General features: G+C 32.0%; 22 protein-coding genes. 13 read left to right on the top strand and 9 right to left on the bottom strand.

Annotated features, from left to right (window positions below):
• Positions 1 to 249: 249 nt before the first annotated feature.
• The 3 genes from BM319_RS18405 to BM319_RS18395 all read right to left on the bottom strand — a co-directional run bounded on the left by BM319_RS18405 (position 250) and on the right by BM319_RS18395 (position 3,989).
• Positions 250 to 612 (bottom strand): P-II family nitrogen regulator, encoded by a 363-nt coding sequence (locus tag BM319_RS18405; RefSeq protein WP_091024035.1) that lies wholly within the window; start codon positions 610 to 612, stop codon positions 250 to 252.
• 12 nt (positions 613 to 624) lie between these two features.
• On the bottom strand, positions 625 to 1,851 hold the full coding sequence (locus tag BM319_RS18400; protein WP_091024201.1) for an ammonium transporter: 1,227 nt from the start codon (positions 1,849 to 1,851) through the stop codon (positions 625 to 627).
• Positions 1,852 to 2,216: 365 nt separating this feature from the next.
• Complete coding sequence (locus tag BM319_RS18395; RefSeq protein ID WP_069032965.1) at positions 2,217 to 3,989, bottom strand: glycoside hydrolase family 13 protein; 1,773 nt, start codon at positions 3,987 to 3,989, stop codon at positions 2,217 to 2,219.
• Positions 3,990 to 4,204: 215 nt separating this feature from the next.
• Here BM319_RS18395 and BM319_RS18390 point away from each other — a divergent pair, with 215 nt between their 5' ends.
• Positions 4,205 to 5,707 (top strand): alpha-amylase family glycosyl hydrolase, encoded by a 1,503-nt coding sequence (locus tag BM319_RS18390; RefSeq protein ID WP_091024033.1) that lies wholly within the window; start codon positions 4,205 to 4,207, stop codon positions 5,705 to 5,707.
• A 227-nt stretch (positions 5,708 to 5,934) separates the two neighbouring features.
• Positions 5,935 to 6,978 carry a LacI family DNA-binding transcriptional regulator gene (locus BM319_RS18385; protein ID WP_069032967.1) on the top strand — a complete coding sequence of 348 codons (1,044 nt, stop codon included), beginning with the start codon at positions 5,935 to 5,937 and terminating at the stop codon, positions 6,976 to 6,978.
• A gap of 62 nt (positions 6,979 to 7,040) precedes the next feature.
• Here BM319_RS18385 and BM319_RS18380 read toward each other — a convergent pair whose 3' ends face one another.
• A complete protein-coding gene (locus BM319_RS18380) occupies positions 7,041 to 7,532 on the bottom strand; it encodes a YajQ family cyclic di-GMP-binding protein (RefSeq protein ID WP_069032968.1) in 492 nt (163 codons plus the stop codon).
• Between the two features lie 123 nt (positions 7,533 to 7,655).
• On the opposite strand from BM319_RS18380, the gene BM319_RS18375 reads away from it, so the two are divergent.
• Both BM319_RS18375 and BM319_RS18370 read left to right on the top strand, forming a co-directional pair.
• On the top strand, positions 7,656 to 8,531 hold the full coding sequence (locus tag BM319_RS18375; RefSeq protein WP_069032969.1) for a CvfB family protein: 876 nt from the start codon (positions 7,656 to 7,658) through the stop codon (positions 8,529 to 8,531).
• A gap of 722 nt (positions 8,532 to 9,253) precedes the next feature.
• Positions 9,254 to 10,105, top strand: coding sequence for a YitT family protein (locus BM319_RS18370; protein WP_286133416.1), 852 nt, complete (start codon positions 9,254 to 9,256; stop codon positions 10,103 to 10,105).
• A 214-nt stretch (positions 10,106 to 10,319) separates the two neighbouring features.
• Here the strand turns inward: BM319_RS18370 and BM319_RS18365 are convergent, their stop codons facing one another.
• Positions 10,320 to 10,448 (bottom strand): DUF3941 domain-containing protein, encoded by a 129-nt coding sequence (locus BM319_RS18365; RefSeq protein ID WP_084006800.1) that lies wholly within the window; start codon positions 10,446 to 10,448, stop codon positions 10,320 to 10,322.
• A gap of 215 nt (positions 10,449 to 10,663) precedes the next feature.
• Between BM319_RS18365 and BM319_RS18360 the strand changes: the two genes are divergently transcribed.
• Positions 10,664 to 11,473 carry a YitT family protein gene (locus tag BM319_RS18360; protein WP_286143833.1) on the top strand — a complete coding sequence of 270 codons (810 nt, stop codon included), beginning with the start codon at positions 10,664 to 10,666 and terminating at the stop codon, positions 11,471 to 11,473.
• A gap of 49 nt (positions 11,474 to 11,522) precedes the next feature.
• Here BM319_RS18360 and BM319_RS18355 read toward each other — a convergent pair whose 3' ends face one another.
• Entirely contained in the window at positions 11,523 to 12,113 is a 591-nt protein-coding gene (locus tag BM319_RS18355) for a DUF421 domain-containing protein (RefSeq protein WP_091024028.1), read from the bottom strand.
• A 574-nt stretch (positions 12,114 to 12,687) separates the two neighbouring features.
• On the opposite strand from BM319_RS18355, the gene BM319_RS18350 reads away from it, so the two are divergent.
• Positions 12,688 to 13,206, top strand: a complete 519-nt coding sequence (locus tag BM319_RS18350; RefSeq protein WP_091024026.1) for a BsuPI-related putative proteinase inhibitor — start codon at positions 12,688 to 12,690, stop codon at positions 13,204 to 13,206.
• A gap of 90 nt (positions 13,207 to 13,296) precedes the next feature.
• Here BM319_RS18350 and BM319_RS24795 read toward each other — a convergent pair whose 3' ends face one another.
• Both BM319_RS24795 and BM319_RS18345 read right to left on the bottom strand, forming a co-directional pair.
• A complete protein-coding gene (locus BM319_RS24795; protein ID WP_175403460.1) occupies positions 13,297 to 13,440 on the bottom strand; it encodes a hypothetical protein in 144 nt (47 codons plus the stop codon).
• A 181-nt stretch (positions 13,441 to 13,621) separates the two neighbouring features.
• A complete protein-coding gene (locus tag BM319_RS18345) occupies positions 13,622 to 14,437 on the bottom strand; it encodes a Cof-type HAD-IIB family hydrolase (protein WP_069032972.1) in 816 nt (271 codons plus the stop codon).
• 152 nt (positions 14,438 to 14,589) lie between these two features.
• Here BM319_RS18345 and BM319_RS18340 point away from each other — a divergent pair, with 152 nt between their 5' ends.
• Positions 14,590 to 14,772: a YjzC family protein gene (locus BM319_RS18340; RefSeq protein WP_056473610.1), complete on the top strand. Its 183-nt coding sequence runs from the start codon at positions 14,590 to 14,592 to the stop codon at positions 14,770 to 14,772.
• Between the two features lie 227 nt (positions 14,773 to 14,999).
• Here BM319_RS18340 and BM319_RS18335 read toward each other — a convergent pair whose 3' ends face one another.
• Positions 15,000 to 15,188, bottom strand: coding sequence for a YjzD family protein (locus BM319_RS18335; protein ID WP_069032973.1), 189 nt, complete (start codon positions 15,186 to 15,188; stop codon positions 15,000 to 15,002).
• Positions 15,189 to 15,352: 164 nt separating this feature from the next.
• Here BM319_RS18335 and BM319_RS18330 point away from each other — a divergent pair, with 164 nt between their 5' ends.
• From BM319_RS18330 to BM319_RS18305, 6 genes are all read left to right on the top strand, one after another.
• Positions 15,353 to 16,078 (top strand): hypothetical protein, encoded by a 726-nt coding sequence (locus tag BM319_RS18330; protein ID WP_069032974.1) that lies wholly within the window; start codon positions 15,353 to 15,355, stop codon positions 16,076 to 16,078.
• 47 nt (positions 16,079 to 16,125) lie between these two features.
• Positions 16,126 to 16,932: a hypothetical protein gene (locus BM319_RS18325; RefSeq protein ID WP_069032975.1), complete on the top strand. Its 807-nt coding sequence runs from the start codon at positions 16,126 to 16,128 to the stop codon at positions 16,930 to 16,932.
• 461 nt (positions 16,933 to 17,393) lie between these two features.
• Positions 17,394 to 18,329, top strand: a complete 936-nt coding sequence (locus BM319_RS18320) for a beta-ketoacyl-ACP synthase III (protein WP_069032976.1) — start codon at positions 17,394 to 17,396, stop codon at positions 18,327 to 18,329.
• Positions 18,330 to 18,354: 25 nt separating this feature from the next.
• The gene (gene fabF, locus BM319_RS18315; protein WP_069032977.1) at positions 18,355 to 19,593 is read left to right on the top strand and encodes a beta-ketoacyl-ACP synthase II; all 1,239 of its coding nucleotides are present in this window, start codon (positions 18,355 to 18,357) and stop codon (positions 19,591 to 19,593) included.
• 147 nt (positions 19,594 to 19,740) lie between these two features.
• Positions 19,741 to 20,520 carry a DUF2268 domain-containing putative Zn-dependent protease gene (locus tag BM319_RS18310; protein WP_069032978.1) on the top strand — a complete coding sequence of 260 codons (780 nt, stop codon included), beginning with the start codon at positions 19,741 to 19,743 and terminating at the stop codon, positions 20,518 to 20,520.
• 213 nt (positions 20,521 to 20,733) lie between these two features.
• Positions 20,734 to 21,486: a YjbA family protein gene (locus BM319_RS18305; RefSeq protein ID WP_069032979.1), complete on the top strand. Its 753-nt coding sequence runs from the start codon at positions 20,734 to 20,736 to the stop codon at positions 21,484 to 21,486.
• Positions 21,487 to 21,592 lie beyond the last annotated feature (106 nt).

Here is a 21,592-nt window from a genome sequence, read left to right as displayed (position 1 = left end):
TCGCAATTAAAATCGTGGAATGGCAAATAAAAGATGGGAATCGCAATTAAAATCGTGGAATCGAAAATGACAAATGAGAATCATAATTAAAATCGTTGAATTCCAAATAAAAATTGTATCGATAAAACGCACGGTATCAGTTAAATTCGTTACATAGGTGCATTAACCTTAAATCATTTGTGTAAGTGTAATAATATATAATTAATCAATTAAAAACCTAGTCATCTATAACGACTAGGTTTTAATAATTTAATAATCATTTTGCAATGCGTCTCTTCCTTCTTCACCAGTGCGGATTTTTATTGCGTTTTCAATCGGGTATACAAATATTTTTCCATCACCAGGTTTTCCTGTTTTTAACACTCTTTTTGCTTCCTCGATTACTGCTTGAACAGGTACATCACATACGACTATTTCAACTTTTATTTTTTCATGTAAATTGATTGTTCGTTTTTTTCCTCGATACACTTCTGTATAGCCTGATTGCATTCCACATCCTAAAACGTTCGTTACGGTCATTCCTGTGATTCCTACCTTTGAAAGTGCATCTTTTAAAACATCAAATTTATCTGGCCGAGTAATGATTTCAATTTTTGTTAATTTTGCAGTCATTTTTATCCCTCCTTATATACTTGCGTCGTGATATGCTTTTTCTCCATGAATGCTTAAGTCAAGGCCGAGGTTTTCTTCCTCTTGATCGACGCGGATGCGGATGAAAAAGCCTATAACTTTCACAATTAAAAAGGTAATAACTCCTGCAAAAAGATAGGTCGCTAAGATAGCGAGTAGTTGTTTCCAAAGAAGTGTTATGTCACCGTAAAAAAGTCCGTTTGCACCAGCACTATTTACTGATTTTGTGGCGAATAATCCTGTTGCAATAGCTCCCCATGTCCCTCCGATTCCGTGACAACCGAATGCGTCTAAAGCATCGTCATATCCGAATTTATATTTTAAGTATGTTACTGCTAAAAAGCATATGACTCCACCTAAAAATCCAATTACGATTGAAGAGAGAGGTGTGACGAATCCGCAAGCAGGTGTAATTGCAACTAATCCAGCTACGGCACCACTAACTCCACCTAAAATAGTAGGTTTTTTATTTACGTACCATTCCACTAGCACCCAAGCAACTGAAGCTGCAGCAGCCGCAGTATTTGTATTAATGAATGCAGTTAATGCCACATCATTTAATGTTAAGGCACTACCGACATTAAATCCGAACCACCCAAACCATAATAGTCCTGCGCCTAATACAGTTAGTGGTAAATGATGAGGTGATGTAGATCCGAAATCTCGTCTTTTGCCAAGAAGTAGAGCCAGAACTAAGCCTGAAACACCGGAGGAAATATGGACAACTGTTCCACCAGCGAAGTCTAAAGCACCTAGATTACGAAGCCAACCATCCACGCCCCAAACCCAGTGAGCTAATGGATCGTAAACAAATGTTGTCCATAAAAGAGTAAATAATAGAAATGCTGAAAATTTCATGCGCTCAGCGAAGGCGCCTGATATAAGAGCAGGAGTTAAAATTGCAAACATTAGCTGAAACATCATGAAAAGATTATGAGGGACTGTTGCGCTGTAGTTATCATTTGGAGTAAAACCAACATCCTTTAATGCTGCCCAAGAAAAGTTACCAATCAAATGATTAAAATCTGGACCGAATGCTAAAGAGTAACCAATTAGCACCCACTGGATTGATACGATTGCCATAGCAGAATAGCTATGCATTGTAGTACTTAATACGTTTTTACTTTTAACCATACCGCCGTAAAAAAGTGCCAAACCAGGTGTCATAATCATGACTAAAACAGTTGAAATAAAAAGAAATACACTATCCGCAGCTTGAATACCATTCATCTTCATTCCCCATTTCTTTAATGTTAGTTTTTATAACATTAAATGTTATATAAGTTATCATATTCAGAATATATGCAAAATTCAATAATAATTTCACGAAAATCCCAAAAAAATATATAAAATTATAATGAAAACGCTAACATGTATCGTATTTGTTAGAAAATCTAACATAACGTAAATGAGTGAATAAAAATACAGACCCACATAAATGAGTCTGTATTTGAAAGGTTGATGTCAGACTGATAGAAAACTGTTATCTTACGAGGCTTGAAGGCTGAAGAGGAGCGGAGCAACCTATGAAAGTAATGAGCACCGCAAGCAGCCGGAAATCGAGTGTTTCCCAACAGTCAACAGATTCAAGTAAATGAGTCTGTATCTTCTATTTGTAAAATTAAAAAGTCGGTATCTAGTAGATCAACACCAATTGAATCAGACTCAGTTGCAAACTGTTCTCCATTCCATACATTTGTAATTCTTTTCTTACGTAAATTTATTGGTACTTGAACTGATTGTTTTTCGCTTGAGTTATTAATTATGATAAAAAAATGATATTGATTATTCTTTCTTTCATACATAACAATGTCAGGTTGGTCAGTTTGTACCCAATTAAACTCACCGTCATTTTCTAAAACTGGATATTTTTTTCTTATCAAAATCAATTTTTTTATGGAATTAAAAATACTCAGATTATATTGTGATTTGTCCCAAAGCATACAACTTCTGCATTCGGGATCATTTCCACCTTGTAGACCAATTTCATCTCCGTAGTAGATACATGGAGTTCCAAAGAAAGTAAATAAAAAGACATATAATAGTATCACTCTTTTTTCATTATGATTACATTGTGTCAGTATTCTTGGTGTATCATGTGAACCTAATACATTGAAGAGTGCTTTGATTACAGGTAATGGATATTGAGCTATTAAATCGTTAATCGAGTATTGGAATTGAATCTTTGAAATTGATTGATAACCAAAATATGCAAAAAGAGATTTCATTAGAGGATAATTCATAACAGAATCGAATTCGTCGCCTCTTAGCCATGGCATTGCATGGTGCCAGATCTCACCGACAATAAATAAATCTTTTTTTAGTTCCTTCATTTTTTTATGAAATAGTTTCCAAAAATAATGATCAATTTCGTTTGCTACATCTAAACGCCAACCATCTATGTTAAATTCTTTTATCCAATAAGAACCTATTTCTAATAAAAAATTCTGTACTTCTTTATTTTCAGTATTTAGTTTTGGCATTTCCTTAACGAAAGAAAAAGTTTCATAAGCTGAATTGTTTTGTTCATCTTTAAAAAAGTGAAACCATTCAAAAAAGGCGGATTCCTTTCCGTTTTGCAATGCGTCTTGAAATGGAGGAAAGGATGCACTTGTATGGTTAAATACTGCATCAAGCATTACTCGAATATTCTTTTCATGACATTTTTCGATTAATGTTTTTAAGACTTTTTCATCTCCAAAAGTAGGATCGATTCTAAAATAATTGATTGTATTATATTTATGATTAGAATTTGCTTCAAAAATAGGCGTTAAATAAATTCCGGATATTCCTAAATTTTTAAGATAATCTATTTTTTGAATAACACCTTCTAAATCACCACCAAAATAGCTTGAACTCGTTGGTAGAGTAGAGCCCCACGGAGTCGAATTGATAGGATTATTCTTGTTATTTCCACTTGCAAATCGATCGGGGAAAATTTGATACCAAATCGTATCATGAACCCAACTCGGCGGTGATATTAAATTATTTTTATGAAGAAATGGCAATGTAAAACAGTTTGACTGATCATTAGGGGTAAAATTGCTTGAAAATCCGCCCTCACCGTAAAATAGAGATTCTTGCTCATTTTTTAAAAGAAATTGATATTTCATTCGTTTATTTGGAGGGATTACATTTACTTCCCAGTAGTCAAATAGTTCTGTGGAAAATGCAAGATACATGGAGAGTGATGATTCGATTTGCCAACCTGAATCATTAAATTTGAATGGATCTCCGAAATAAAAAATAATTTCTGTACAATCACCTTTTTTTGTTCGAATTCTTAAACGATAGGTTTTATCATCTATTGAAAAAGCATATTGATCATATGGCTGATGATATATTGATTCAATTTGCATGATCCCACCCTTTATTTTTAGTGAAATTTTAATATTAATGTTTGCAAGGAATTAACTTGCTATCTAATTTAGTAACAGTATAATTAAATAGTGTGTGCAATCGCTTCCATTTTTATGAAATTTAATTTAACATTTGAATTTCATTGTAATATTTTGCAAAATAATGTAGAGAGTGAAATTTTTGTACATGCGAGTGTCTTGCAGGGGGAGAAAAAATGAGGCGATTTGGTATTTTAATACTAGTATCCGTACTATTTTTTAGTACGTTACCAAGTATTAGTTTTGCAGAAAAAAATACAACTGATTTAAGAAAAGAAATGATTTATCGAATTTTAGTTGATCGTTTTTTTGATGGTAATCCTATGAATGATAAAAATACAGACCCGAAAGATTTAAATAAATCTCAGGGTGGGGATTTGGACGGTATTACCCAAAAATTAGATTATCTTAAGGATTTTGGATATAATGCTATTTCTATTTCACCTATTTTTGAGAATGACACAAATTCATATGATGGATTCTCGGTCGTTAATTTTAGAAAAATTGATCCAAGGTTCGGAACAAATAAAGAACTCAAGAAGTTGGTAAAGGAAGCACATAAACGTAATATAAAAGTTTATATTGATTTTGTTACAAATAATGCTTCGCCAAATAGTGAACTTGCTAAAAGAACAGATTGGTTTAATCCTGAAAATAGTACAAGTTCAGAAAAGAAATGGATAAATGGGTTACCTGATTTTAATGAAGAAAACAATGAAGTAGCCAATTACTTAATCGAAACAGCCAAGTATTGGATGGATCAAGCTAATTTTGACGGATATAATTTACAAGAAGTAAATAATGTACCTGTTTCATTTTGGGAATCATTTAATAAAGAAATAAAAAAGAAAGATCCAAATTTCATTTTATTTGCTGATTTAAATGCCACAAGTGATATAGATCTAAATAAATATAAAAATTTAGGTTTTAATGGAATTTATAATGTAGATTCAGTAGCTGATTTGGCAAATACATTTTCTTCACAAAATCAATCATTAACTGACATAATGAAGCAACAAGCGGATTTAAGTAAGCAGTTAGGCTCGACATTAATGATTAACTATGTAGATGATGAAATGACTAAGCGTTTTGTTTCAGTAGCTGTATCAAAAGGGCAGTATCCACCTTCAAGATTAAAGTTGGCACTTGCATATTTATTTACAACACCAGGGATTCCGTTGACGTATTACGGGACAGAAATTGCACTAAATGGTGGAAACATCCCTGATAATCGAAAAGGAATGGATTTCCGTACTGATGAAGATTTTTCAAAATATATTAAAAAATTGACTGAATTAAGAAGAACTTTACCGTCACTTTCTGATGGTGATTTTGAAGTACTGTATGATGATTCTAAAGGTATGACTTTAATTAAGAGACATTACAATGATGAAACTACAATCATAGCAATAAATAATACTTCTCTTGATCAAAAGGTTCATTTAGATTTTGACGTCGTTAAAAAATCTAATGAACTAAGAGGGATGTTAAGTGATGATTTAGTTCGTCCAAATAAAAAAGGATTTGATATCGTCCTAAAAAGAGAATCTTCAAATGTTTATGCAGTTGCACCTAAAACTAGTTTAAACATTGGAGTGATTATTGCAATTCCATCTATTTTTGTAGCGTTTATCATCTTTTTATGGTTTGCAAGAAGACGAAATAATGAAGAGAAATAAATACTAGTTTGCCTAAGCTTAGAATACTTGAAATGATTGCGATCTTTTTAGTATTCTAAGCAAATTAGTAATAGATTAAATCCACTAGATTCCAGTATAATAAACGGGGCATCGACTTGTGAAGGAAGATGTGGATTATTTCAAGTATCGATAATCTTTTAAATAGAGTCTACATCTAAAGAAGAAATGATAACGTTTACATTCATTCGTAAATAAGGGGAATTAAAATGACTATTACAATAAAGGATGTTGCGAAGAAAGCGAATGTAGCGCCTTCAACGGTGTCTCGAGTTATCTCAAACAACCCAAGAATTAGTGAAAAAACAAAAAGAAAAGTTAGAAAAGTTATGGATGAACTAAATTATCATCCCAATTTAAATGCAAGGTCATTGGCTAATCGATCTACGAAATCTATTGGATTAGTTTTGCCACCAGCACTAGATACATCATTTCATAATCCTTTTTTTGCAGAAGTAATTAGAGGTGTAACAGCGTATTCGAATCAAAAAGATTACTCTCTTTATTTTATAACAGGAAACAATGAAGATGAAGTTGAGCAAACTGTGATTAAAACAATTAGAGGTAGAAGAGTAGATGGAATTATTCTGCTTTACTCTAAGGAAAATGATAAAATTATTGATTATTTGAACGAAAATAACTTTCCTTTTGTTTTAGTAGGAAAGCCTTATCATTCAATTGATGATATAACATATATTGATAACGATAATTATGCAGCTGCTAGAGATGTAACGAATTATTTAATTGAACATGGACATCGACAAATTGCGTTTGTTGGAGGAGAAAGTAGTCTTCTAGTAACTCAAAACCGTTTACGTGGATTCCAAGATTCAATGCAATTAAACGGACTTTCAGTAAATGAAGAAGAAATTATATTTACCTCATTTACGAGAGACGGTGGAAGAAAAGCAGTAAATCAATTGCTAGAACTAAAAGAACTTCCGACTGCAATTGTTGTAACTGATGATGTATTAGCATTAGGAATTATAAGTGTATTAAGCGAACATAACATTTCAGTCCCGAAAAACATTTCAATTATTAGCTTTAATAATGCAATTTTTGCAGAATTAGCAAATCCACCATTAACTTCTGTAGATATTAATATTTATCAATTAGGCAATGAAGCAGCAAAAAATATTATTACAAAAATTGAAGAACCAGATGGTACTGAAAAAAGTATCATCGTTCCATATAAAATAGTAGTCCGTGGTACATGTGTAAAAAATGAAAGATTAACGTTAGTAAGTAGCTAATTAAATTTATAAAAGTTAAAAAGAGGATGACTAGTTTCATCCTCTTTTCATTATGTATATATTTATCGGTAATTCAAAAATTGAACATCAATTGATAAATCTGCACCTTTTACAGCAGCGATAATTGCTTGTAAATCATCTCTACTTTTAGCAGTTACACGGATTTGATCATCTTGAATTTGTGATTTTACTTTTAATCCACTATTTTTAATGATTGTATTGATCTTTTTTGCATTATCTTTATCAATACCTTGAACTAATTTAGCTCTTTGTCTTACAGTACCACCTGAAGCACCCTCAACTTTACTGTAATCTAGATTTTTAATAGGAACATTGCGTTTAATTAATTTATTAATTAATACGTCTTTTAATTGCTCTAACTTATAATCGTCATCAGATACTAAAACTAGTTCTTCTTTTTCTAATGTAATTGAGCTTTTGCTTCCTTTAAAGTCATAGCGAGTTGCGATTTCTTTTGTAGCAAGTTGAATCGCATTCGAGACTTCTGGTAAGTCTACTTTTGAAACAATATCAAATGAACTTTCTTTTGACATAGATAGAATCCCTCCAATTCGTTAATACTTGTATTATAGTGTATGATAGACGAAGTAACAAACTTTCATTATGCATGATATAATAATTTTTAGTTTGAAAGTTTAGAGAGGATGTAACAAAAAATGAGTTTACAAGCAGGAGAGATTGTAACTTTAGTTTGCAGTCGAGAAACGGATATTGGGTATATGCTTGTCCAAGATCAGGAAGAAGTATTTTTACATAAAAATGAGGCATCTGGTGAAGTTGAAATAGATCAAGAAGTAACTGTATTTTTATATCATGATTCTAAAGGTAGACTTTCTGCAACGATGGAAATGCCATTCATTACAACAGAAGGTTATGGATTTGCAAAAGTAGTCGATAAACTTGATGGAGTAGGTGTTTTTGTAAACATCGGCATTTCAAAAGATATTCTTTTAGAAAAAGGTGACCTTCCACCTCTTCAAGAAGTTTGGCCTGAAGAAGGCGATGAAATTTTTTGTACGTTAAAGCAAACAAACAAAGGTAGACTATTAATTAAAATTGCTACTGAACCAGTCATGAGAGAGTTCTCTGTTCCGGCTGAACCTAGTATGCTTAATAAAAATGTTACAGGAATCATTTATCGTACTTTAAGAGTGGGTTCTTATATTTTAACTGATGAACGATTCATAGGTTTTATCCATGAATCACAGAGAAAAACTGAACCTCGCATTGGTGAAAGAGTAAGCGGACGCATTATTGATGTTAAAGATGATGGAAGTATTAACGTATCACTTTTACCAAGGGTGCATGAAGGATTAGATCAAGAAGCAAATGACATTTATGAATATATGATGAGTCGTGGTGGGGCAATGCCTTACTGGGATAAGAGTGACGCAGAGGATATTAAAGTAAGATTTAAAATTAGTAAGGCTTCATTTAAACGAGCGATGGGTAGATTATTAAAGGAAAATAAAATCTATCAAGAAGACGGTTGGACATACGCAAAAGAACTGTTTGAGAAGAAAGAGCAATAATTAGAATGTGAAACCACTTCATTGAATGAAGTGGTTTTTTATAAGGGGCGAACAGTTTATTTACATCAAATCAAAAGACAGTAAAAGTTGTTCAGAAAAAAGGTAAGTTAGAGATAAATTCGGATTAAGCATTAAAAATCTAACAAACATATTTGGATATTGATTGATAATTAGCCTTAAAATTTCACCTCAAGCTTTTAATTGGTATTTTCGAAAACTAGTAAAACCACTTTATATTTGAGCGTTTTTCATATTTTGAACAATAGGGAAAACAGATATTAAGTGAACAATTTGAAATGAAATGCATTTTTGATCAACTATTAATTCAATTAATAATAACAAATTCTAGTATTTTTTCAGAAGTTTAAAGACTATAAACAGAATAGACTGCTTATTTACTCAAAGTAAAGGATACTAATTTAGCTTTTTAATGTTAGACTTTTTTGATGAGTAAGTTGATTGGAACGAAAGGGTGCTCGACTCCTATGGGATTAGCGGGAAGGCTGAGACCCCGCAGGCTTGCCGAGGAGGCTCAGGTCTCGCCCCGTGGAAAGCGAGCATCCTGTAATGGAAATCAACATCATTCTACTCCTTTTACGAAAATTTGGTAATTAATTGACAATAGAGTTTTTCAACAGCAAGAAACCACTTCTATTGGTTTTTTGCTATTTTTTTACAATTTACAGGCATACTAAACATATGAATATTTAGGAGGCTTGTAGGTGAATGACAAAAAAGAATTGTTAATAAAAGTTCTTGTAGTAATATTTGGTGCATTTATGAATGCTTTTGCGATGAATTGTTTTTTAATTCCTGTCAGTGTTTATTCAAGTGGTTTTTCTGGTTTAGCTCAGTTACTTACTAATTTATTAAATGATTTTACACCTTTTTCGGCTTCTACTGGTATTTTACTTGCAATATTAAATATACCCGTCATCATTTTAGCATGGAAAAAAATTGGTCGATCTTTTACGTATTTTACGATTTTAAGCGTTGGAATCACGACGTTATTTTTAGAAGTAATCCCAGTAACGCCTCTTTTCTCAAAAGATATTTTACTAAACGCTGTATTTGGTGGATTAATTGTTGCAGTGGGGATTGGATATACATTAAAGTTTGGTGCTTCAACAGGTGGATTAGATATTGTTGCACTAGTATTATCACGTTCGAAAGGAAAACCAGTTGGTACATACTTCTTCCTGTTTAATGCGTTAATTATTTTAACAGCGGGCTATATTTATGGAATGGAGAAAGCACTTTATACACTAATTAACCTATACGTAACGTCTAGATTTATTGATGCAATTCATACTAGTCATATTAAAGTAACTGCCTTTATTGTTACAACAAAAGGTGACGAGCTGCGTAAAGAAATTCATTCGAAGTTAGTGCGAGGAATTACTGCGATTAATGCAAAAGGTGCCTTTACAAATCAAGATAAACAAATTTTAATGATGGTACTATCACGGTATGAACTATATCATCTATCGAAAGTCATTAAATCCGTTGATGAAAAGGCGTTTACAAATATCGTTCAAACAATTGATGTATTTGGTGAATTTAGGAAGTTTTAAGAGTGGAATTTTATTAAAAAAATCATAAAAAACTGTTCGACTTATACCGAAATTATTGGAAAAGTTGAACAGTTTTATTTTTTGAATCTTATTAATAATAAGGCTTTTTCAAGTTTAGAAAGTTCTTATTGTCTTTCAGAAAGATTTAAATATACTTAAACTATTGGATGAAATTCTACATGTTTTTTGAATCGTTTAAAACGTTTTTTAAATATTAAAGATGATCGACACTTTTAGAAAAAGATTTCTTACCAGCTTGTGCATTTTTTCTTTCTTGTGCATTTTTCTTTTCTCTTATAGCGTTATTATCTTTTGCTTTTTTGTCATTATCACTAGTAGGCATATTTAAGCTCCTTTATAAGAAATGATAATGTTAGGTTTGCCTTTATCACCTTAATTATGTATGTGTGTTCGTTTTTCCATTTTGGCTTTTGTTAAACAACTCTGATGTTTTTACAGAGGCAAATTTTTTATTATAGAGAGAAGTTTTATTTTTTTGAGGAGGAAGCAGAGTTGGTGGAAAGAAATAAAGAGCTATTATTTAAGCTGATTGTCGTAATGATAGGTGGTTTCTTAAATGCGTTTGCAATGAATTGTTTTTTAATTCCTGCTAATGTTTATTCAAGTGGTTTTGCAGGTTTAGCGCAGTTACTTTCAAATATTATTACTGACTACACTCCGTTTACTGCAACGACGGGGATTCTTTTAGCGTTATTAAATATTCCTGTTATCGTCTTAGCATGGAAAAAAGTTGGACGTTCCTTTACGTTTTTTAGTTTCTTCAGTGTAGGGATTATGACATTATTTTTGGAAATCTTACCTATTAAACCGATTTTTTCTAATGATATTCTGCTTAATGCAGTTTTTGGTGGTTTAATTGCTGCGATCGGAATTGGTATGACATTAAAATTTGGTGGATCTACAGGTGGGTTGGATATTATCGCCTTAGTTCTTTCAAAATCAAAAGGGAAACCGGTTGGAACCTATTTCTTTTTATTTAATGCAATTATTATCATTACAGCTGGTCAGCTATATGGAATGGAAAAAGCTCTTTATACTTTAATCAATTTATATGTTACTACTCGTGTAATCGATAGTGTTCATACAAGTCATGTTAAGCTAACGGCAATGATTGTCACTACAAAAGGTGAAGAGCTTAGAAAAGAAATTCATGCGAAGCTTGTCCGTGGAATTACACAAATGAATGCTACTGGAGCATTTACTAAACAAGATAAAGATATTTTAATGATTGTTTTATCTCGTTATGAATTATATGATTTGGAAAGAATTATAAAAAGGGTAGATCCTAAAGCTTTTACGAATGTGGTACAAACTGTTGATGTCTTAGGTGAATTTAGAAAGATTTAAATAGAAAAAGACTAGCAAAAAGGTTTAATTTTGCTAGTCTTTTTTTGATTTATTTCAATTTAGTATTTTCGGGTTTTTCTTTTCCTTTTAATTCATTAAAAATTGAAGCAGAACTTTGAGTATTCTTGCTTAAATTATTATTGTTAAGTTGAAATCCGTACGACTCCATTAGTGTTTTAAACTCTTTAATTGTTAATGGTTTCGCATCCTCAGCTAATTCAAATCCTAATAAGCCATTTGGCTCAATTGTAGCAAATTTAATATCCTCAAATTTATTAATTCCTTCATTTCGAATACGCATTTCTAATTGATCAACCGTTAAACGTAATTTTTTTAAATTTTTAACATTCAACTTCCCGTTTTCTACTACAATTTTTGATTTTCCTGTAAAAAATTTTTCAAGAGTATTAGATTTCATCTGTAAATATTCTAATGCAAGTAAAGTTAATACAAAAACTGTAGCAGCAACAATTGTTTTTGTTAAGCCTTTTTCAATAATTGGAGTAACGATAATTGTACCAATCGAAATCATAACAATCGTTTGGGGCAACGTCATTTGTGAAATTGATTTTCTTCCAGCTATTCTTAATAGTAAAATGCCAGCTAAAATTAGAATAAATGAATGAAAAATAGTATGCATCATGTGAATTCCCCTTTCAATTATAGGTAAGGAGTACATATGTCATTGATCAAGCTTTATTATTATTAATAGACAATTTTAATGATTAGATAAATACTTAATTAATTTTTCTTTTAATTTTAAGATTTATGCATTCGTATTTAAATCATCTCAAACTGTAAGTAGAAATGACACGAAAGTTAAGTCTAAAGTTAAAAATTCCTAGTGTGTTTCAATTTACTAAGTATCAATAAAAAAGAGAACAGCAGAAGCGGTCTGTTGTTCTCAAATTCAATGATCATTTTTAATCTTTATTTATATACCTTCATTGGAAGATAAGTTAATGACTGCCCAGTTGCCGAAGCAGTTAAATTATTTTCTAATTCAAACTCTTTAACCGGTTCGATATCTAGTCAAAATATTTTTTATAGAGTACAAGGTAGTAGGATATGGAATATGATTGGAAATATATTTGATGGCTAGTAGTGGTAATTTTTTTGCGAGAAGGTGTTTTAATCTCGAATATTTTGTTAAAGTAATTTCTCAGCTTTTTGGTATAATTTAGGGTAAGGATATTAAAAAGGTGGAGATTATTTTGAAAAAGGGATCGATTCTCTTACTAGCTTGTTCGCTACTTCTTTCTGGTTGTGGTGCTAAGAGTGACAAGGAAATAAAACCAACACCAAGTACAAAACAAACTGTAGGTCAAATTAATGAGATAGACGTTGAAAAGCTTTTATCAACACTTGAAGTTACAGAAGCTAACGGGCTTGTAAAGATGAAATATTCATTACGTAATGATAATAAAATCCCTGCAAATTTTACATTCCCTTCATCACAAACAGTTGATTTTACAATTAAAGATGAGAGTGGACAAGTAGTTTATCAATCATCTCGAGAAATGGTTTATGCACAAGTCATTACAAATGTTGCAGTTCCTAGCGGAAAAACACAAGTTTGGGAAGAACAAGTTAATTTTGTAAATAAAAACCTTCCATATGGTAATTATGTAATAACTGCAAATTTCGTTGCATCAAAGGTTAATGAGAAGAATCTTAATGGGGAAATTAAACCAGTTACACAAACAGTTACCTACCAGAAACTTCTTCAGTAAATAAAGAACAAAGAAACCGAGAACTAGTATAAATAAAAAAACAACCAAAGGAGTATTCCAATGGTTGTTTTTTGTTTTTAATGCTTTAAATTAAGCATTAAAGCTTTGGCTATTACTAGCTTTTCGCTCTTCTGCTTCAGCTAGTGTAAAGTGGTAAGGGAATTTTTCAGAGTACTTTGTAACAGAATCAGAACTTTGTTGAATAAAGCGCTTAGACTTATTACTTTTGCCCATTATGATTCCCTCCTAAATAGGAAAGCTTTTTGTTTTTGACTTCTCAAGAATTTCCAATAGTAATTGATCAATATCAAAAAGTGGATAATCCCTTTGGTGAAGTCCTTTATAGAATGCTCATTTAGCAAATTGTTATAAGTGGTTATTATTAGTTATCTTTGAAATTAATGACAAAGAAAAATTATATTTTTAAGTTGAAAAAATCTTCGAGGAAAATCGCGATTCCATCATCTTGATTCGATAATGTTGTGTGATTTGCAATATTCTTTAATTGATGAATTGCGTTATCCATAGCAACACCATGACCAGCATATTCAATCATTTCCAAATCATTGTCCTCATCCCCAAAAGCTATAATGTTTTTTCGAGGAATATTATAAAAAGATGCTACTTTTTGTAGACCTATTGCTTTATTCATACCTGCTTTAACAATTTCGATTATATGATGAGGTGCTGCCCAGCGACGGTGATCAATTACTTCAGCGTGGACATTGGATAAGTGCTCACGAATACTTGCAACATGAGACTCTTCACTATCGATTAGAAGACATGTTGGCGCTTGAGTAAGATTTATCACTAAATCTCCGTGGATTATATCTTCTTTTAAGTAGTGGAAAAGTGGGAGGATCTCCTCTTCGTGTTTATCCGCGTATACATCATCCATTACTTCAGCATACATATTTTTTAATTCATACTCTCTACAAGAACTAATTACCTCTTTTGCCACTTCTAAAGGTAATGATTCGTGATATACTCCCCATGAATCATCTAGAGGGTGATGAACATAAGCACCATTAAAGTTTACAATTGGAGTTGTAAGTTTTAATTGGTCATAATACATTTTACTAGCTCTAAAAGGTCTACCAGTTGAAATACATACTTCGTGACCCTGATTCATTAACTGTTGGATCACTTTTAAAGTACGTTCGGATATTATTTTTTCATCCGTTAATAAGGTGCCGTCTAAATCTAGTGCAATTAAGTGTTTTGTTTTCATATTCATCACCTTTTATTTTTTAATGTTAATCTCTTTAAGAAAAAATATTATTGGATAAAAAGCCAATAATTACTAATGATACCATCTTTTTAAAAGAAAAAACTTTCTTTTTAGAGGAACAATAAGAACCTAAAAAGAAGGAGGAATGGATTATGGGACAAGCACATCAATTTCGACCAGGCGACAAAGCACCAAATAATGGGGTATACGTGGAAATCGGTGAAACAGGAAGTAACGTAACTCGCCCAAAACAAATTAAACTTCAGGCAGGAGAAGTTTTTCCAGATACACAAAACCATAACAGAAAATGGACATATAAATCTAAATTTAAATAATTGTGGATCATAGAAGAGTAAAAAAATAAAACACTAAATATGTATAAAAAAAGCGCTTTCGATTAATTGATCGAGGGCGCTCTTTTATGCGTTTACAATATACAAAATATTGAATGTATTTATCAAAATTTTAGTATTTTATAAATTATCTAAATCTATAATTGATGACATATGTATATACCAAGTTGAACGTTTTTGGGTGCTACAACATATGTTATATATAGATTTTAGTGGTGTTTTGCAACAGGTTCGTTAGGGATTATCGCTTCGCTAAGAACTGAAATAGCTAAAGATAATACTACAGCCATAACTGAAGCAGTTGTGAAATTATACTCTCCGCCAGTCATTGAACTTAAAACGTAAGCTCCCATTTGGCATAAAACAAAGCTCCAGAACAATGTCATAATAAAACGCACTCTAATCACTCCTATCTAGTTAGTTCTTATCATATTATATACCTAGAAATTTGATAATTGAAGTTATAATTAAAAAGTTTTAATTAAAAAAAGTAACTTAAGAATTTTTTCATACCTATTTTATAATTCCCCAAAAATACTACATTAATAATAAGGTGATAGGAATGCCTGTAACTGAGAGATTTTTTAAACAAGAGGATCAATATGCAGTTATTCATCTACCTATTAGACCGAATGGTTTCGGAGTACTCTATGTCGGTGGGAATACTCATTACGTAGATAATGCACATAGTTGCTTATTGCAGCATTTTGATAAAAGAAAGTTATTATCAACTTTAACAGATGAAGGGTACACAGTGTTCACTTCAAATTTGTATGGAAAAAATTGGGGTTCTGATGACGCTGTCGATTTAGCAGAAAGCTTATATCATTCAGTTATGAGAAAAGAAATTTTGAATCCATCAATTCATATAATTGGAGAAGGTACTGGTGCATTAGTCGTTTGTAAATTACTCGGCCACTTAAAGGGAAAAGTCAGAAGTATTTCATTGTTAAATCCATCGTTAAATTTAAAAAATGAATTAGATTTAGAAAGAGAAAATAAATTGTTCTATAAAAGAACAGTTCATGAAATTTTAAAAGCATATAAAGCGCCGGATATATATATGGTTATAGATAGAGAATGTTTTTTTTATGAAACAATCTCACCGATTAAAATTTATACCACAACAAGAAATCATTATAAATGGAAAAGCGATATTAGACTTTTAGAGGAAGAGCGACATAAAAATAATTTACCGATTTCGATTTTGATTTCATTAGAAGAGAAAAAATTTGATTGTGGCAGAAACTTAATAAGGTTTTTAAAAAAATATCAGGATGTTTTATAGTCTCTATATTTTTTTTGAATAAATTTCCTAAAAGAAGGAGGTTAATAATGAAAAAGTGTGCTGTTATTGGATCCAGTGGATTTATAGGATATGAGTTGGTTTGCCAACTAATGGAATATAACGATGTTTCAGCCGTTGTGATGGAAAAAGGAAATGAAAGTGATTTAATAAGTGAAGAAAAAATCTTTTCAATCGGAAGAAATGCAAGGGTCATCTTTTTAGATGAAGAGCAATTTTTATCAGAGAATGAGCAATATGATACTATTTTTATTTGTCATTTTTATGACGAACTAAAGTTAAAAGGCTCAATTAATAGTATAGAGTTTACAGAAAAACTATTTAACAAGATCATTGGCAAAAGTAAGGATATTATCTTTTTATTGTCTACAAAAAAAGAATTAGCAGATTTAGAAAGAACTGTAAATGAATTGAGTAAAAATATCGATTGCAATATTACTTATATTGAAATTCCATCTTTATATGGACCTTGGGAGCCATCCGCAGGCTTAGTTCATGAATTGATTGTTCAAGACTTAGGAAAGAGAAATGTATCCATAAAAAATGTATACGGTTCGAATGAAATCCTATTTGTAGAAGATGTAGGGAAAGCAATTCGGATAATTTCTGAGAAGGAATTAAAAGAACATAAATATATCATTACAGCTAAACAAAGTATGTTCTTACCAGAGGACGGGAATTTCACCGGATTACAAAATATGATCGACGGAATAAAGTTCACTCAAATGAGAAATTATATTGATGCAACTCCTTTTGTTATTATTAATACAACTTCATTTGAGGATGGTATACAAAAGCAAAAACAGCAAATTCAACAGCATTTTCATCTTTATTAAAACTTTTTTGATGAATAAATTGATTGAAGCTAAAGGGGTGCCCGACTCTTATGGGGTGTAGGGAAGGCTTAAGACCCCACAAGAACGTACGTGCCGATGAGGCTAAAGTTTCGCTCCATTGAAAGGTGGCAAGCGAGCATTCTGTGCGGAAATCAATCTTACTTGGGCTACTTTACGAAAGCATGGATAATAATGGAAAGATTGTTTTTCAACAGCGTGAAGGAAATGGTTCATTTTGAACTATTTCCTTTTTTGTAGTAGAATACAATTCGTTTAAAAATTCGCTTTGGCTTTGAGGTCCGTCCAATTGAGTGGTATTCTTTTTAAGAAATGATTCATCTTTTTTACATAGCCTAGATTTAAAAAGATAAAAATGTAGACAAAGTACATATTATTTCATAAAATTAGTACCAGGTAATAATAAGAAGACATAAAAATAATAAAGTAAGGCGGGGATATTAATGAATGCTGGAATTTTAGGTATTGGCTCATACGTACCCGAAAAAAAGTTAACGAATTATGATTTAGAACAAATGATGGATACTTCAGATGAGTGGATTGTTAGTCGTACTGGTATTAAAGAAAGAAGAATTGCTAGTGACGAACAAGACACATCTGATTTAGCATATGAAGCTGCGGTAGAAGCTTTAAAAGATGCAGATGTAAAAGCAGAAGAACTTGACTTAATTCTTGTTGGAACTGTTACTCCAGATAAGTCGTTTCCATCAGTTGCATGTGTAATTCAAGAAAGACTTGGAGCTAAAAATGCAGCTGCAATGGATATTAGTGCTGCTTGTGCTGGATTTATTTACGGAGTTGTTACTGCAGCTCAGTTCGTAAAAACTGGTACATACAGTAGAATTCTAGTAATCGGAGCTGAAAAGTTAACTAAAATTGTTAACTGGGAAGATCGAAATACGGCAGTTTTATTTGGTGACGGTGCAGGTGCTGCGGTTATCGGTCCGGTAAGTGAAGGTAGAGGAATTCTTTCTTATGAATTAGGAGCAGACGGTACAGGTGGTAAACATCTTTATAAAGGTGGAGATCACTTAGTAATGAATGGTCGAGAAGTGTTTAAATTTGCAGTTCGTCAAATGGGAGATTCATGTGAAACTGTATTAAAATTAGCAGGATTAACAAAAGAAGAAGTGGATTTCTTAATTCCACACCAAGCGAATACTCGTATTATGGACGCTGCAAGAGAAAGATTACAGCTACCTAAAGAAAAAATGAGTGTAATTATTGATCGTCATGGTAATACATCTTCATCTTCAATTCCAATTGCACTAGTTGAAGAATATAAAAAAGGAAATGTTAAAGAAGACGATGTATTAGTATTAGTTGGATTTGGCGGCGGATTAACTTGGGGTGCAATTGCACTTCGATTCGGAAGATAATCTAATTGAAGGAGGATTTTTAGATATGAAAAAACGAGTTGTTATTACAGGTTTAGGTGCAGTATCACCTATTGGTAATGATATAAATACAGTATGGGAAAGTTTAATGAATGGAAAGAGTGGAATTGGTGTTCTGACTCGAAAAAATCCTGAAAATTTCCCGGTTAAAGTTGCAGGAGAAGTAAAAGACTTTGATCCTGAAAAATATATTGATAAAAAAGAAGTTAAACGAATGGACCGTTTTACTCACTATGCAATTGCAGCTTCAAAAATGGCATTAGAAGATGCAAACTTTACGATTGATGAAGAAATTGCTCCAAAAGTTGGTGTTTGGATTGGTTCTGGTATCGGTGGTATGGAAACATATGAAGAACAGTTTAATACATTCCTAACAAAAGGTGCACGTCGAGTAAGCCCATTCTTTATTCCAATGCTAATCCCTGATATGGCATCTGGACAAGTATCGATCTTAACAGGTGCTAAAGGTCCAAATGGTTGTACAGTTACAGCTTGTGCTTCTGGTGCAAGTTCGATTGGTGATGCTTTCAAAATTATTCAACGTGGCGATGCAGTTGCAATGATTACTGGTGGTGCAGAAGCACCAATTACAGATATGGGTCTTGCTGGATTCTGTGCTGCTAGAGCTTTATCATTAAATCCAGATCCAGAAAAAGCTTGTCGTCCTTTTGATAATGCTCGTGATGGCTTTATCATTGGTGAAGGTGCTGGTATCGTATTCCTTGAGGAATTAGAACACGCATTAGCTCGTGGAGCAAAGATTTATGCTGAAATCGTTGGATACGGAACAACTGGTGATGCACACCATATTACAGCACCAGCTCCAGGCGGAGAAGGTGGCGCTCGTGCAATGAGAATGGCACTTGATGATGCTGGTTTATCAGTTGAAGACATTCATTATATTAATGCACATGGAACAAGTACTGAATTAAACGATAAATTTGAAACGATGGCAATTAAAGAAGTATTTGGTGAACATGCATACAATGTACCAATTAGTTCAACAAAATCTATGACTGGTCATATGCTAGGAGCTGCTGGTGGAATTGAAGCAATTATTACAGCACTTACAATCCATAATAAAGTAATTGCTCCAACGATTAATCACCAAGAAACTGATAGCGAATGTGATTTAGATTATGTACCAAATGTTGCTAGACCATTTAATGTAAAAGCAGCAATTTCTAATTCATTAGGATTTGGTGGACATAATGTAACTTTAGCATTTAAAGAATACACTAAATAAGTTTAAAATTTATTTATATTTTGGACACACTAGCTTAGGTCTTTACCTAAGCTTTTTTTTTATTAGAAATCACAGTGTAAAAAAAAGTAACTTTCACTAGTTAATTATCATACTTTAATAGTAAATTGAGGTGATTAACTTGGGATAATGCCAACTTATAAATGGGTTGATTTTATTGAAGATAAACAATTGGTAATGAAAAAACTTTTACCATATTTTCCGAAATATAATGAGGAAAGTTTATATAAATATCTTCTTTCCCACGGTTTATCGAGGCTGTCAACCTTGAGTAAAGATGATCTGAAACAACTAGATGAAGAAAGTATATGGAAAAGCCTTTCAGAAGAGTTTGAGAAGTTAAAAAGAGAATTTAATGGACCAGACATACCTATATTTATTTTACCTTGTCATAGAAGTGCAAGTATGTTTAAAAACACGACTTATCAAAGGGGCGGAATCGCACATAAAAATTGTATTTGTTTATTTTTGTCCCCATTAGAAGGAATTTTACAACATAAAGCAGTATTATTACATGAGTATCATCATATTGTAAGATTGACAAAGTTATATAAAAACAAAAAGGTCACATTACTTGATGCAATGATTTTAGAAGGGTTAGCCGAAACTGCAGTTTTAGAAAAATATGGAGAAGCAGTTCAGGCACCATGGACAAATCAATATTCTTCCAAGCAATGTGAATTATATTATAAAAAATATTTAATAGATAAACTTGAGATAACAAGTAATGATGATAATTTTTCAAAGTACTTGTATGGTGGGAACGGAATTCCAAAATTATTGGGTTACAGTGTTGGATATGACATTGTTAAAAGTTGTACAGAGCAGACTGAATGGTCAACTGATATCCTTTTACGAACGCCAAGTAAAAAGATTAAGGAAAACGCAATACATTATATTTCAATTTGAATGCAAACGATTCCAGGGCATATCAGAGCTTATATAATGTATTGCAGTATTAATGTATCAGAGATGCTTTAATCTATGATATTTTAATAATTTATTGACGATTTTTCATTCAGTTTGTAAAACACTTTTTGTAATTCAGTGGAAAATGGAATAAATTAGTGAATCACTGACCATACTGAAAGTTACATACAGTTGTGAAGTGAGGGGTAGTAAATGTTGTATTTACATGATGTATGGGTCAATTGGTTTGAAGGTGAAGAAAATGGTTACAATGTCTGTCATTTTTTTGAATGGAGAAAAGATGATAGTGTTGAATTATTAGACCAAGTTCCAGTCATTAAAGTTACTCCAGAGTTATATCAGTATATTGAAAATGAACTATTAGAGCTTCCTTCCGGTCTATTAACTGAAGTGTTTCAAAAGTCTTATGTAAGAAAGAATCATGAGCGTATTCAGCTAGATTATTGCTTTGTAGTAACTGACGGTAATGGTATTATTGCGATTGACACAATTGGGTATAATATTCCGATTCGAAAAAGTCGTTTAATACCAAGGCAAGAACAAATGGTGTATGATATGACAGCCGAGATTGAAGAGAGCCATTATAATCTTCAAAATTTAGTAAATGATGAAACAAAAGAACATCATATACTGTCACCGTCGCCAATTATTATGAGCGGACTAACAAGAAAAGAAAGACAACTAAAGCAGTTATTATTTATGGCGTTAGATCAACTTCATTCATCAAAAAATCCTTCGGAGATCAGGTATTGGTACACTGAGTGGAATCCAAGATCGTATCAACATATTCAGGATTTGTCATTTGAGGACATTTGGTCTCAATTATATGACGAAATAAAGAGTGGTTGGTCAGAGCGACATGAGCAATTATGTGGAAGAATCGTTAAAGGTCAACCTTTCTTTGAAAAACTATGGGAAATGGAACACGAACAAAAAGTAAACTAAAAGAGGTTATTTAAAATGACCTCAAAACGAAAAAGACCCTCAAGGTGATATAAGGTGCCTTGTGGGTTTTTTAGTGATTTCTTTATACTTCGACCTTTTCCTCAAA

This window comes from Bacillus sp. UNCCL81 (assembly GCF_900112535.1).
GTDB lineage: Bacteria > Bacillota > Bacilli > Bacillales > Bacillaceae_G > Gottfriedia > Gottfriedia luciferensis_B.
The sequence above is the reverse complement of the archived record's forward strand: the minus strand, read 5'-3'. Positions and strand labels throughout refer to the sequence as shown.

Excerpts from the sequence above, each read along its gene's own strand:
- BM319_RS18405 (WP_091024035.1), bottom strand. The coding sequence starts at position 612 with ATGACTGCAAAATTAACAAAAATTGAAATCATTACTCGGCCAGATAAA.
- BM319_RS18395 (WP_069032965.1), bottom strand. The coding sequence starts at position 3,989 with ATGCAAATTGAATCAATATATCATCAGCCATATGATCAATATGCTTTT.
- BM319_RS18390 (WP_091024033.1), top strand. The coding sequence starts at position 4,205 with ATGAGGCGATTTGGTATTTTAATACTAGTATCCGTACTATTTTTTAGT.
- BM319_RS18385 (WP_069032967.1), top strand. The coding sequence starts at position 5,935 with ATGACTATTACAATAAAGGATGTTGCGAAGAAAGCGAATGTAGCGCCT.
- BM319_RS18380 (WP_069032968.1), bottom strand. The coding sequence starts at position 7,532 with ATGTCAAAAGAAAGTTCATTTGATATTGTTTCAAAAGTAGACTTACCA.
- BM319_RS18375 (WP_069032969.1), top strand. The coding sequence starts at position 7,656 with ATGAGTTTACAAGCAGGAGAGATTGTAACTTTAGTTTGCAGTCGAGAA.
- BM319_RS18365 (WP_084006800.1), bottom strand. The coding sequence starts at position 10,448 with ATGCCTACTAGTGATAATGACAAAAAAGCAAAAGATAATAACGCTATA.
- BM319_RS18360 (WP_286143833.1), top strand. The coding sequence starts at position 10,664 with ATGATAGGTGGTTTCTTAAATGCGTTTGCAATGAATTGTTTTTTAATT.
- BM319_RS18355 (WP_091024028.1), bottom strand. The coding sequence starts at position 12,113 with ATGCATACTATTTTTCATTCATTTATTCTAATTTTAGCTGGCATTTTA.
- BM319_RS24795 (WP_175403460.1), bottom strand. The coding sequence starts at position 13,440 with ATGGGCAAAAGTAATAAGTCTAAGCGCTTTATTCAACAAAGTTCTGAT.
- BM319_RS18345 (WP_069032972.1), bottom strand. The coding sequence starts at position 14,437 with ATGAAAACAAAACACTTAATTGCACTAGATTTAGACGGCACCTTATTA.
- BM319_RS18340 (WP_056473610.1), top strand. The coding sequence starts at position 14,590 with ATGGGACAAGCACATCAATTTCGACCAGGCGACAAAGCACCAAATAAT.
- BM319_RS18330 (WP_069032974.1), top strand. The coding sequence starts at position 15,353 with ATGCCTGTAACTGAGAGATTTTTTAAACAAGAGGATCAATATGCAGTT.
- BM319_RS18325 (WP_069032975.1), top strand. The coding sequence starts at position 16,126 with ATGAAAAAGTGTGCTGTTATTGGATCCAGTGGATTTATAGGATATGAG.
- BM319_RS18320 (WP_069032976.1), top strand. The coding sequence starts at position 17,394 with ATGAATGCTGGAATTTTAGGTATTGGCTCATACGTACCCGAAAAAAAG.
- fabF (WP_069032977.1), top strand. The coding sequence starts at position 18,355 with ATGAAAAAACGAGTTGTTATTACAGGTTTAGGTGCAGTATCACCTATT.
- BM319_RS18310 (WP_069032978.1), top strand. The coding sequence starts at position 19,741 with ATGCCAACTTATAAATGGGTTGATTTTATTGAAGATAAACAATTGGTA.
- BM319_RS18305 (WP_069032979.1), top strand. The coding sequence starts at position 20,734 with ATGTTGTATTTACATGATGTATGGGTCAATTGGTTTGAAGGTGAAGAA.